General features: G+C 66.4%; 10 protein-coding genes. 9 read left to right on the top strand and 1 reads right to left on the bottom strand.

What is annotated here, in order from left to right:
- Positions 1–214 precede the first annotated feature (214 nt).
- Positions 215–1,396 carry a MarP family serine protease gene (locus D6T64_RS07775; protein WP_119973883.1) on the bottom strand — a complete coding sequence of 394 codons (1,182 nt, stop codon included), beginning with the start codon at positions 1,394–1,396 and terminating at the stop codon, positions 215–217.
- Between the two features lie 273 nt (positions 1,397–1,669).
- Between D6T64_RS07775 and iolC the strand changes: the two genes are divergently transcribed.
- The 9 genes from iolC to D6T64_RS07730 all read left to right on the top strand — a co-directional run bounded on the left by iolC (position 1,670) and on the right by D6T64_RS07730 (position 12,703).
- A complete protein-coding gene (gene iolC, locus D6T64_RS07770; protein WP_119973881.1) occupies positions 1,670–2,659 on the top strand; it encodes a 5-dehydro-2-deoxygluconokinase in 990 nt (329 codons plus the stop codon).
- A complete protein-coding gene (locus D6T64_RS07765; protein ID WP_233550927.1) occupies positions 2,656–3,612 on the top strand; it encodes a class I fructose-bisphosphate aldolase in 957 nt (318 codons plus the stop codon). The genes iolC and D6T64_RS07765 overlap by 4 nt, the downstream gene beginning before the upstream one ends.
- Positions 3,613–3,626: 14 nt before the next feature.
- On the top strand, positions 3,627–5,162 hold the full coding sequence (locus D6T64_RS07760; protein WP_119973880.1) for a CoA-acylating methylmalonate-semialdehyde dehydrogenase: 1,536 nt from the start codon (positions 3,627–3,629) through the stop codon (positions 5,160–5,162).
- Positions 5,163–5,168: 6 nt separating this feature from the next.
- On the top strand, positions 5,169–6,101 hold the full coding sequence (iolB, locus tag D6T64_RS07755; RefSeq protein WP_119973879.1) for a 5-deoxy-glucuronate isomerase: 933 nt from the start codon (positions 5,169–5,171) through the stop codon (positions 6,099–6,101).
- Between the two features lie 48 nt (positions 6,102–6,149).
- The gene (gene iolD, locus D6T64_RS07750; RefSeq protein WP_119973878.1) at positions 6,150–8,057 is read left to right on the top strand and encodes a 3D-(3,5/4)-trihydroxycyclohexane-1,2-dione acylhydrolase (decyclizing); all 1,908 of its coding nucleotides are present in this window, start codon (positions 6,150–6,152) and stop codon (positions 8,055–8,057) included.
- 1 nt (position 8,058) lies between these two features.
- A complete protein-coding gene (locus tag D6T64_RS07745; RefSeq protein ID WP_119973877.1) occupies positions 8,059–9,003 on the top strand; it encodes a sugar phosphate isomerase/epimerase family protein in 945 nt (314 codons plus the stop codon).
- A 52-nt stretch (positions 9,004–9,055) separates the two neighbouring features.
- The gene (locus D6T64_RS07740; protein WP_119973876.1) at positions 9,056–10,093 is read left to right on the top strand and encodes a Gfo/Idh/MocA family protein; all 1,038 of its coding nucleotides are present in this window, start codon (positions 9,056–9,058) and stop codon (positions 10,091–10,093) included.
- 48 nt (positions 10,094–10,141) lie between these two features.
- On the top strand, positions 10,142–11,011 hold the full coding sequence (locus tag D6T64_RS07735; protein WP_119973875.1) for a sugar phosphate isomerase/epimerase family protein: 870 nt from the start codon (positions 10,142–10,144) through the stop codon (positions 11,009–11,011).
- A gap of 216 nt (positions 11,012–11,227) precedes the next feature.
- Complete coding sequence (locus D6T64_RS07730; RefSeq protein ID WP_119973872.1) at positions 11,228–12,703, top strand: sugar porter family MFS transporter; 1,476 nt, start codon at positions 11,228–11,230, stop codon at positions 12,701–12,703.
- The last annotated feature ends 99 nt before the right edge of the window (positions 12,704–12,802 follow it).

Below are 12,802 nucleotides of genomic sequence, written 5' to 3'. Positions count from 1 at the left end.
CTGCGCGGTAGGCGCGCCCATAGCGCAGCGGCGTTACTACCGCGCAGCTGGCCGCACCGGACCCTGCATCGGCGAGACGGTCGCGATGCGCGGTAGTTGCGCCGCCGCGCTGGTCCAGCCGTGCCGCGATGCGCGGTAGCTGCGCCGCCGGTCTGATCCAGCCCGGTCGCACCAACCGCTGTGCCGCGGGGTGCGCGGCATCCGCTCGAAAAAGTTAGCCGCGCACGCAGGTGCCGGAGGAGACGGGAGCGCTCAGGGCTGCGGCGCCGTTCGCCACCGGGGCGACCTCTTCCATGGCGAGGGCGTAGCCCACGTTGGCGGTGTCGGTGGACTTGGCGAAGATGACTCCGGCGACCTGGCCGGCATCGTTGAGCAGAGGGCCGCCCGATTCACCCTGCTGCACGTCGCTCGCCAGGGTATACACCTGGCGCGGGGTGGGGTCCTGGCCGTAGATGTCGGCGACGCTGAGGGAACCGACCGAGAGCACCTCGGCGGGGTCGGAGACGAAGGGGCCGCCGAAGGGATAGCCGTCGGCGACGGCGAGGCTGCCGGGTGCGAGGTTCTCGGTCAGCTCGAGGGGCGCGGCCGAGAAGCCCTCCACAGCGATGACGGCGAGGTCGTCGACCGAGTCGAAGTAGACGATCTCGCCCTGCAGCGATTCGCCCGAGGGGGACTCGATGACGGGGGAGGTGACACCGGCCACGACGTGGGCGTTGGTGACGATGCGGTCCTCGGACACCACGAAGCCGGTGCCGGACTGGCTCTGGCCACAGGAATAGGCCGTTCCGGTGATACGCACCACGGACTGCTCGGCGAGGGCCAGGGCCGGGTTGTCGGTGTCGAAGACAGGAATTTCGGGGGCGGGTCCGGTGAAGGCATCCACGACCCGGGGCAGCCCCTGGTTGACCGCGGCCGAGCGCAGCTGGGCGATGAAGGTCTTGACCGGGTCGGGGGTCAGACGGTCGATTCCGCCGATCACCGTCGACGAGGCAATGGCGGGGGAGAGGAACGGAACGCCGAGCGAGCCCACGCTCATGGCGACCATCGACGCGACGAGTGCGGCGGCGGCGGCGGAAAAGACGCCGCCGAGAACCCGGTCGACGGGCCCGAGTTTGATACGGGCCACGCCGCGGCGCAGGGCCGAGCCGATCGCCCCGCCGATGGACAGTCCGATGAAGATGAGCAGCAGGGCGGCGGCAATGGATGCCGGGGTGCGCCATTCGGGTTCGGGCACCCACGACCCCACGAGGGGAACGACGAAGTAGGCCGCGATGCCACCGGCGATCAGTCCGAGAATGCCGAACACACTGCGGAACAGGCCGCTGCGAAAGCCATTGATGAGGGCCGCGATCAGGAGCAGGACGAGCAGCAGGTCGAGAATTGTGGATCCGGCCATGCGGGCGTTCGTCCAATCGATAGTGGGGTTGACGGGTGTCAGTAGTGGGGGTGCCGTGTGGCGATCGGGCGGGCCGTGGTGAGAAACCCACGCTCAGATCAACCCCTTATGTCTACACGGGCAGTCCGGGCAACTGCTGAAAGAACAGGGCGGCAACCTGTATCGGAGCAATATGTCTATATGTCCTGACATTAACCACAAAACGCGCTAAGGTCGGAGTATTCCGTTTCGGACCAGCCCTGGACCACGACTCAGAAAGTTGTACAACGACGTATGTCTGATTCCCTCGATTTCCCCGCTCCCTCCGCGGCCCCCGTCCGTGCCCTCGATGTGCTCACGATCGGCCGCGTCGGCATCGATCTCTATCCCCTGCAGGACGGCCTGGGCCTCGAGCACGTCGAGACCTTCGGCAAGTACCTCGGGGGCAGCGCCACGAACGTGGCCATCGCCGCCGCGAAGCACGGCCTCCACTCGGCCGTCATCACCCGAACCGGCAACGACCCGTTCGGGCGATACGTGCATAACGAACTGCGCCGCCTCGGCGTGGACGATCGGTTCGTGTCACCCGTCGAGGGTCTCAACACTCCGATCGTGTTCTGCGAGATCTTCCCGCCCGACGATTTTCCGCTCTACTTTTACCGCGACCCCATCGCCCCCGACCTGGTGATCAACTCCGACGAGCTCGACCTCGCGGCGATTCGCGACGCTCGCATCTACTGGTCGACGGTGACCGGCTTGTGCGCCGAGCCCAGCCGAGCCGCGCACCACGCAGCCTGGGCGGCGCGGGGACGCGCGCCCCTCACCATCCTCGACCTCGACTACCGCCCCATGTTCTGGGACTCGCCCGCTGAGGCCAGCTCCGAGGTCGACCGCGCGCTCGAACAGGTCACGATCGCCGTCGGCAACCGGGAAGAGTGCGAGATCGCCGTCGGAGAGACCGAGCCTCTGCGCGCAGCCGATGCCCTGCTCGAACGGGGCGTCGAGCTCGCCATCGTCAAGCAGGGCCCGAAGGGCGTGCTTGCCAAGACCCGTTCCGAAACGGTCGAAGTGCCCCCGTATTTCGTCGACGTGGTCAACGGCCTCGGCGCGGGAGACAGCTTCGGTGGCGCCCTGTGCCACGGACTGCTGCAGGGCTGGGACCTGCAGCGCATCCTGCAGTTCGCCAACGTCGCGGGCGCGCTCGTGGCCAGCCGGCGCGAGTGTTCGACCGCCATGCCGACGACCCTCGAGGTCGAATCAATCCTGGAAGGAATCCGATCATGACCTCTCGATATCCCGTGGATTTCGCGGCCCTGCGGGAAACGCGGGCCGCGCATCCGGAACGCGTGGCCGAGATCCTCGCATCTCGCACCCGCCGCGACCTGGTGCAGGGCGACGGTCGTCTCTTCATCGTCGCGGCCGACCATCGTGCCCGCGGCGCCCTCGGCGTGAACGGCGACCCGATGGCAATGTCCAATCGGTACGCCCTGCTCGAGAGCCTGGCGATCGCCCTGAGCCGACCGGGCGTCGACGGCGTGCTGGGCACGCCGGACATCATCGAGGACCTCGCCCTGCTCGGCCTCCTCGACGACAAGATCGTGGTCGGTTCGATGAATCGCGGCGGCTTGCGCGGAGCATCCTTTGAAATGGACGACCGCTACACCGCATACGACGTCGAGCAGGTGAAGCGAGATCGCCTCGATTTCGCGAAGAACCTCGTGCGCATCAACCTGAGTGACCCCGGCTCGCTGAATACCCTCCAGGCGACGGCCCGCGCGGTCAGCGACGCCGCCGACGCCGGCATCCCGATCATGCTCGAACCCTTTATGAGCACCTGGGTCGACAACCAGGTGCAGAACGACCTGTCGACGGATGCCGTGATCCTCTCGATCGCCATCGCCGAGGGCCTCGGGCACTCGAGCGCGTACTCGTGGCTGAAGCTGCCGGTCGTTCCCGACATGGAGCGCGTCATGGCCGCGACGACCCTGCCGACCCTGCTGCTCGGCGGCGACCCGGCCGGCGACCAGGACGAAACGTTCGAATCCTGGCAGAATGCGCTGCTGCTGCCGGGCGTGCGCGGACTCGTTGTCGGTCGCAGCCTGCTCTACCCCGCCGATGGCGATGTCGTCGGCGCCATCGACACCGCAGCCGCGCTCGTGCACGGGTCGCCGGCACCGGCATCCGCAGCGCCTCCCAAACCGGCCTTCGCCGTACACGCCCACGTTTCCCACCAGTAAGAAGGAGTACCACGATGACCAACACAGCTACCGAAAACGCCCCAGCGACCACCTCAGACCTTCCCGTCGTCGCGCACTGGATCGATGGCGCCGAACGTGTCGGGGCCTCCGGCCGCACAGCTCCGGTGTTCGACCCGGCCCGCGGTGTGCCGACCAAGCTCGTGCCGCTTGCCAATGGCACCGAGATCGAAGCGGCCATCGCCAGCGCCAAGGCTGCCTTTCCCGCCTGGCGTGACCTGTCGCTGGCCAAGAAGCAGACCATCATCTTCAAGTTCCGCGAGCTCCTGAACGCCCGCAAGGGTGAGATGGCCGAGATCATCACGAGCGAGCACGGCAAGGTCCTCTCCGATGCCCTCGGTGAGATTTCGCGCGGCCAGGAGGTCGTGGAATTCGCCTGCGGCATCCCGCACCTGCTCAAGGGCGACTACTCCGAGAACGTCTCCACCGGCGTTGACGTGTATTCCACCCGCCAGGCGCTCGGCGTCGTCGGCATCATCAGCCCGTTCAACTTTCCCGCGATGGTCCCGATGTGGTTCTTCCCGCTGGCCATCGCCGCCGGAAACACCGTCATCCTGAAGCCCAGTGAGAAAGACCCGAGCGCGGCCATCTGGATGGCCAAGCTCCTGAAAGAGGCCGGCCTGCCCGACGGCGTCTTCACCGTGCTGCACGGCGACAAGGAATCCGTCGACGGCCTGCTGGAGCACCCGGACGTGAAGGCCATCTCCTTCGTGGGCTCCACCCCGATCGCCCAGTACGTCTACGAGACCGGCACCCGCAATGGCAAGCGCATCCAGGCCCTCGGCGGTGCGAAGAACCACATGCTCGTGCTGCCCGATGCCGACCTCGACCTGGTCGCCGACTCGGCCATCAACGCGGGCTTCGGCAGTGCGGGCGAGCGGTGCATGGCCATCAGCGTCATCGTCGCCGTCGAACCGGTCGCCGACGACCTGATCGCCAAGATCGTCTCGCGCATGAAGACCCTCACCGTGGGTGACGGTCGCCGTTCCTGCGACATGGGCCCGCTCGTGACCGAGGTGCACCGCGACAAGGTCGCCAGCTACATCGACATCGCCGCCGCCGACGGTGCCACTATCGTCGTCGACGGCCGCGGCATCGAGATCGACGGTGACCCGAACGGGTTCTGGCTCGGCCCGACCCTGATCGACGCGCTGCCGACGACCTCGAAGGCCTACACCGAGGAAATTTTCGGCCCGGTGCTGTCGGTCGTTCGGGTCGACAGCTACGAAGCGGGTGTCGAGATCATCAACGCCGGCGCCTTCGGCAACGGCACCGCGATCTTCACGAATGACGGCGGCGCGGCGCGTCGTTTCCAAAATGAGATCGAAGTAGGCATGATCGGCATCAACGTGCCCATCCCGGTACCCGTGTCCTACTTCTCCTTCGGTGGTTGGAAGAACTCGCTCTTCGGCGACACCAAGGCCCACGGCGTCGAGGGCGTGCACTTCTTCACCCGCGGCAAGGCAATCACCAGCCGCTGGCTCGACCCGAGCCACGGCGGCATCAACCTCGGCTTCCCGCAGAACGGTTAAGCAGTAATGACAACGCCATCCGCTGGTCGGCCAGCACAGGACTGGTTTTTTGCCCGGGGTTCCCTCGAGCGTGAGGGGTGGGAATCGGTCGTCGATCAGACCATCAGCGGATGGCGCTACACCGGCATTCGGGTCGCCGCCCTCTCCGCGGGCGCCTCGGCAACGCTTGCCGCCGAGGCGGTGGAGCGCATCGTGGTTCCCCTCGCGGGCTCCTTCACGGTGCGCTACACCCTCGCGGGGGAAACCGAGGAGCGTTCGCAGCTTCTCGCGGGCCGGGCATCCGTTTTTCACGGCCCCACCGACACCCTCTACCTGCCGACCGGCACCGCGCTCTCGATCCAGGTCGAGGGCGCGGCTGTCGGCCGCGTCGCGGTGGCCGAAGCGCCGACCGACGAGAGCCTGCCGGTCGCGTACATTTCCGGGGCGGATGTCCCGATCGAGCTGCGCGGGGCCGGTCGCTCCAGCCGCCAAGTGCACAACTTCGGAACCCCGGCCAGCCTTGCGGCTGACCGGCTCATCGTGTGCGAGGTGATCACCCCGGCCGAGAACTGGTCGAGCTACCCGCCCCACAAACACGACGAGTACAAGCCGGGGGAGGAATCAACGCTCGAGGAGATCTACTACTTCGAGACGGCGGTCACCCGTGGCCAGGCCGCTCCGAAAACGGCGAAACCGTTCGGGCTCATGCGCACCTATGCCTCCGAGACCGGCGCGATCGACATCATGGCGGAGGTACATACCGGCGATGTCGCCCTCGTGCCGTTCGGCTGGCACGGACCCTGCGTCGCGGCCCCCGGCTACGACCTCTATTACCTCAACGTGATGGCCGGCCCGGATCCCGACCGCTCGTGGCGCATCAGCGATGATCCGGCGCACGGCTGGATTCGCGACACCTGGCTGGGCCAGGAATTCGACTCGCGGCTCCCGTACACCCCCTAACTTTTCCCCGCAGCAGTGAAAGGACACAACGTTGTGACAACCCGACGTATGACAGTCAGCCAGGCGCTCATCGAGTTTCTGGGCCATCAATTCACCGTTGACGGCGACGTACGGCAGCGCACGATCGTCGGCACCTTCGGCATCTTCGGCCACGGCAACGTGGCAGGTGTCGGGCAGGCCCTCAAACAGCTGTCCGTCGAAGATCCCACCCTGATGCCGTACCACCAGGCACGCAACGAGCAGGGCATGGTGCACGAGTCCATCGCGTACTCGCGCATGACCCGTCGCCGGTCCACCTTCGCCTGTGCGGCATCCGTCGGGCCCGGGGCCACCAACATGCTCACCGGAGCGGCCGTCGCCACCACCAACCGGCTCCCGGTGCTGCTGCTGCCCTCGGACACCTTCGCAACCCGGGTCTCCGACCCCGTGCTGCAGCAGCTCGAGCTTCCGCACGACGCGAGCATGAGCGTGAACGACGCCTTCAAGCCGCTGTCTCGCTTCTTCGACCGGGTCAATCGACCCGAGCAGCTGTTCTCGGCCGCGCTCGGCGCGATGCGGGTTCTCACCGACCCGGTCGAGACCGGCGCGGTGACCATCTCGCTCCCCGAAGACGTGCAGGCCGAGTCCCTCGACGTGCCGACGGAATTCCTCGCCGACCGGGAGTGGCACATCCGTCGCCCCCGCCCCGACCGCGGCATCATCGCCGAGGTCGCCCGGGCCATCTCCCGTGCGAAGCGGCCGATGATCGTCGCCGGTGGCGGCGTTCTCTACTCCGACGCCGCTGCGGCGTTGCGCGCCGTCGTCGACGCGACGGGCATCCCGGTGGGTATGTCGCAGGCCGGCGTCGGTTCGCTCACCTGGGACCACCCGCAGAACCTCGGCGCTGTCGGCGCCACCGGCACGACGGCCGCCAACCGTGCCGCGGCCCAGGCCGACCTCATCATCGGCATCGGCACGCGCTACAGCGACTTCACCGCGGCGAGCCGCACCGCCTTCCAGAACGCCGACGTGCGGTTCATCAACATCAACGTGGCCTCCTTCGACGCGTTCAAGCACGGCAGCGCGATCCCGGTGGTAGCGGATGCCCGCGAGTCGCTCCTCGAACTGTCCGCGGCCCTCGCAGGTTTCCAGATCTCAACCGAGTATCGCGCCGACTACACCCGCGAGAAGGCCACCTGGGATGCGGCGGTCGACGACTCCTTCGTCGACCAGAGGCTCGCGCTCCCCAGCCAGTCCGAGATCATCGGGGCCGTACAGCAGGCCTCAGACCCGCGCGACGTGGTCGTCTGCGCGGCCGGGTCACTGCCGGGGGACCTGCACAAGCTCTGGCGCGTGCGCGACGAACTCGGCTACCACGTCGAGTACGCGTTCTCCTGCATGGGGTACGAGATCGCCGGCGGCATCGGCGTCGCTCGCGCCGACACCACCCGCGACTCGATCGTCATGGTCGGCGACGGCTCGTACCTGATGATGCACTCCGAGATCGTGTCGGCGGTGGCCGAGGGCATCAAGTTCATCATCGTGTTGATCCAGAACCACGGCTACGCGTCGATCGGCCACCTCAGCGAGGATGTCGGGTCCCAGCGCTACGGAACGCTCTACCGCTACCAGGACAAGGACGGCAACAACTTCGAACAGGGCGAGGTCCTGCCCATCGACCTCGCCGCCAACGCCGCGAGCTACGGCCTCGATGTCATTTCGATCGAGCCCACCGAGAACGCGATCGCCGACCTGTCGGCGGCCATGAAGACGGCCAAGGCCTCCACCCGCGCCACCATGATCCACATCAACAACGACCCGCGGCTCTACGCACCCGACGGCGAGGGCTGGTGGGACGTGCCCGTCGCCGAAGTCTCCCGTCTCGAGAGCACCGAAGCCGCGCACGTCGACTACCTCACCCACAAGAGCCAGCAGAAGTCGCACCTCGGTGCCGGCGCCGTTGAAAGGAACAACTGACATGAGCACCTCACTCGCAAGCACCGAAACGCTGGCGACCACCCAGCAGCTGCGCATCGGCACGGCTCCGGACTCCTGGGGCGTCTGGTTTCCGAATGACCCCAAGCAGATCCCGTGGGAGCGTTTTCTCGACGAGGTGCAGGCCGCCGGCTACCACTGGCTCGAGCTCGGCCCGTTCGGCTACCTACCCACCGACCCCGCGCAGCTCGAGGACGAGCTCGCCAAGCGTGACCTGAAACTCTCCGCGGGCACGGTCTTCACCGGTTTCCACAAGGGTGACGACCAGTGGAAGCGCGCCTGGGACCAGGCACTGGATGTCGCCGGTCTCGTCTCCAAGCTCGGCGCCAGCCAGCTCGTGGTGATTCCCGACCTGTGGCGCAGCGACGCGACCGCCGAGGTGCTCGAGGCCCGCACGCTGAGCGACGAGCAGTGGACCCGGCTCGCCGCCGGCCACGACAAGCTCGGTAAGGCCCTGCTCGAGGAGTTCGGCGTGAGCCAGCAGTTCCACTCCCACGCCGACAGCCATGTCGGCACCTACCAGGAGGTCGAGCGCTTCCTCGCCGAGACCGACACGGCCTTCACCAACCTGTGCCTCGACACCGGTCACTTCGCGTACTACCTCGGCGACAACCTGAAGCTCATCGAGGCACACCCGGAGCGCATCGGCTACCTGCACCTCAAGCAGGTCGAGCCGAACATCCTCGCCGACACCCTCAAGAACGACCGCCCGTTCGTTGAGGCCGTCGCCCTCGGCGTCATGTGCGAGCCGCCGCTCGGCATCCCGGAGCTGGCCCCGATCATCGAGGCCGTCAGTCGTATCAACCCCGAGATCTTCGCGATCGTCGAGCAGGACATGTACGGCTGCGAGATCGACTTTCCGTTCCCCATCGCCACCCGCACCCGCGAGCACATCTTCGGATGCACGCAAGCGGCGCGCATCCGCTAGACCTACTTTCACGTTTTCCATTCACGACTTTCACTCACCGAGGAGTAGAACCATGTCAGAACTTCGTATTGCCGTCGTCGGCGCCGGCCAGATGGGCGCCGACCACATCAACCGCATCACCGAGCGCATCGTCGGCGCCCGGGTCAGCGTCGTCGTCGAACCCGACGTCGCCCGCGGCGCCGCCGCCGCTGCGCTCGCGCCGGGGGCGGTGGCCCTCACCAACTTCGCGGATGCCCTGAAGCGCGACGACATCGACGCTGTGCTCGTGGCCACGCCCGGGCAGTTCCATGAGACGGTGCTGCTTCCCGCCCTCGCGGCCGGGCTGCCGATTCTGTGCGAGAAGCCGCTCACCCAGGACCCGGTGTCGTCGTTGCGGGTGCTCGAGGCCGAGCAGGCCACCGGAAAGCAGCTCATCCAGGTGGGGTTCATGCGCCGTTTCGACCGCGAGTACGCCCAGCTGAGGGCCTTGATCGAATCCGACCGCACCGGCGCGCTCCTGGCGCTGCACTGCGCCCACCGCAACCCGACCACGGGTGAGGGCTACACCGACAGCATGATGATCACCGACTCGGTCGTGCACGAGATCGACGTGGTGCGCTTTCTCACCGATTCGCCCATCGTGTCGGTCGAGGTCAAGCGCCCCAAGCGCAACTCCCTCGCGCCGAGCTGGCTGCAGGACCCGATTCTGGTGCTGCTCGAAACCGAATCCGGAATCCTCGCCGACGTCGAGATGAACGTCAATGTGCAGTTCGGCTACCAGGTGCGCACCGAGGCGGTCTTCGAGAAGGGCATCGCCGAGATCGGCCGCACGGCCGGCCTGACCCTCTGGCAGGATGGCCAGTATGGGGGAGCGGAGCACACCACGTTCAAGACCCGCTTCGCCGACGCCTATGACGCGCAGATCCAGCGCTGGGTGACGGCGACGAAGAAGGGTGAGATCGACGGTCCGAGCGCGTGGGACGGCTACCTCGTCGCCGCCGCGTGCGAGGCCGGCGTGCGGGCGCAGGAGACCGGCGAGCGAGTCGAGGTCGAGTACGTGCCGCGGCCGGCTTTCTACAGCCACGAGCTCGTCACCAGCGTCACCGTCTAACGTCCGCGTCTAACGTCCGCGCCCAACCTCGAGCCGAAAGGACCAGTCGTGAAGATCGCTCTCGACCCCACCCCGTTCCATCATTCCCACACGCTGCTGGAGTTTCCGCGGGTGGCCGCCGACCTCGGTTATGAATGGTTGCAGCTCACGCCGCACGCCGACATGATCCCGTTCTTCAACCACCCGAAGGCCGACGACGACCTCGTGGCGGCCTTCAAGAAGGCGTGCACGGATGCCGGGGTCGGCATCGCGTCGGTGCTGCCGGTGCTGCGGTGGTCCGGCCCCGACGAAGACGCCCGCGAAGCGGCCGTGCGCTACTGGAAACGGGCGATCCAGATCACCGTCGACCTCGGCGTCGAGACCATGAACACCGAGTTCAACGGGCGGCCGGAGCTGGCCGAACAGTCGGAACGGGCGTTCTACCGGTCCATGGAGGAGCTCGTCCCGATCATCGAACGGGAAGGGCTGACCGTGCTGATCGACCCGCATCCCGACGATTTTGTCGAAGACGGGCTCGCCGGCATCCGCATGATTCGGGGTATCAACTCGAAGAACTTCGGCTTTGTCTACGTGGCTTCCCACACGTTCCACTACGGCAACCGGCCGCTCGAGATCATGCGGGCGGCGGGGGACATGCTGCGCCTGGTGCACGTGTCCGACACCATGGACCACAACGCCTCGCACGGGCTGCGCTACATCACGAACCCTCCGGGCAACGCGGTGCGGGTGCACCAGCACCTGAAAATGGGCGACGGCGACGTCAACTGGCCCGAATTCTTCGGCGGCCTCAGGGAGATCGGCTTTCTCGACCGGCCCGATACCGTCATGGTTTCGAGTGTTTTCGCCGAGAACGAGGCCAACACCGCGACCGCTGTTTTCCAGCGCGAGAGCATGCTCAACAGCATCAGGCAGGCCTGACGAAACCGTCGAAAATCCACAGAATGCCCCGGAGAAATTCGGGGCATTCTTGTTGGCCAGGGGCCGGGACGACTCGGGTATCCACCCGGGTCGTCCTTGTTTCCGTGTGTGCGGTCGACTTTGATAGGACATGGCAGTTTGACAGGACATACTGTCATATGAAACGATGGTGTAATTGCGGGCCGCATCGGAGCGGTCCCAGACACAGGAGTCGCGATGACCAGTTCCGACATTCAGACGGGTGCGTCCACCAAACGCACCCTGCCGCCGCTGACACCCGGCCCATACAAGAAGCGCCTGGGCGTTGTCGCCCTGATCGCCACCTTTGGTGGCCTGCTCTTCGGCTACGACACGGGCGTCATCAATGGTGCCCTCCGCCCCATGTCCGAGGAGCTCGGGCTCACCGCCTTCACCGAGGGCGTCGTCACCAGTTCGCTCGTCTTTGCCGCGGCGATCGGTGCCCTTGTCGGCGGCCGCATCGCCGACTCCTGGGGTCGACGCAAGACGATCATCCTGCTGGCGGCGCTCTTCTTCATCGGAGCGGTCGTCTGCGTGGTGACTCCCAGCTTTGAGGTTCTCGTGTTGGGACGCGTTCTCCTCGGCCTCGCCGTCGGTGGAGCATCCGGTGTCGTTCCGGTGTACCTCGCGGAGATGGCGCCCTACGAGATCCGCGGATCGCTCGCCGGACGTAACGAGCTGATGATCGTCGTCGGCCAGCTGGCCGCCTTCGTCGTCAATGCGATCATCGGCACGATCTGGGGAGACGTGGCGGGTGTCTGGCGCATCATGCTGGCGATCTGTGTCCTCCCGGCGATCGCGCTCTTCTTCGGAATGTTGCGGAATCCCGAGTCCCCACGCTGGCTTGTTGAAAAGGGCCGGAATGATGAAGCTCTCGCGATCCTGCGCACCATTCGCCCGGAGAATCGCGCCGAGGCCGAACTCGCCGAGGTGCAGAGCGTGTCGAACGCTGAGCGTGGCCAGCACCAGCTTGGCTGGCGCTCGATCCTCACCAACAAGAACCTCTTGCGCATCCTGCTCATCGGGATCGGGGTGGGTATCGCCCAGCAGCTCACCGGAATCAACTCGATCATGTACTTCGGCCAGACCGTGCTCATCGAGTCCGGCTTCTCGCAGAACGCCGCGCTCATCGCCAACGTCGCCCCCGGCGTGATCGCGGTGGTCGGTGGCCTGCTCGCCCTGGCCATGATCGACCGCATCAGCCGACGCAAGACGTTCATCATCGGCTTCGCTCTGACCACGACGTGCCACCTGCTGATCGGGTTCTCTTCGCTGGTGCTGCCCGTCGGCAATCCGATCCGCCCGTACATCATCCTGTTCCTGGTCGTCGCGTTCGTCGGTTCGATGCAGACGTTTCTCAACATCGCGGTGTGGGTCTACCTGTCCGAGATCTTCCCGCTGCACATGCGCGGTTTCGGCATCGGCGTGTCGATCTTCGCCCTGTGGGTGACGAACGGGTTCCTGTCGCTGTACTTCCTCACCCTGGTGGAGGCGGCCGGGATCACCGGCACCTTCTTCCTGTTCGCCGGTGTCGGTGCCATAGCCCTGGTCTTCGTGATCACGCAGGCGCCGGAAACGCGCGGGCGCACCCTCGAAGAACTCGAGGAGAACGTCACCACCGGCGCAATTTACACCGTGTCGGCCAGGCAGGCTCGGGCTCGCAAGCGCCGCTGACGCGCAGAGAAGCACGCGCAGAGAAGCACACGCAGAGAAGCACGCAGAGAAACAGACGCAGAGAAGTACAAGGCCCCGCTCGTCTCAGACGAGCGGGGC

Source organism: Cryobacterium melibiosiphilum (assembly GCF_003602235.1).
GTDB classification, from domain to species: Bacteria; Actinomycetota; Actinomycetes; order Actinomycetales; family Microbacteriaceae; genus Cryobacterium; species Cryobacterium melibiosiphilum.
The sequence above is the reverse complement of the archived record's forward strand: the minus strand, read 5'-3'. Positions and strand labels throughout refer to the sequence as shown.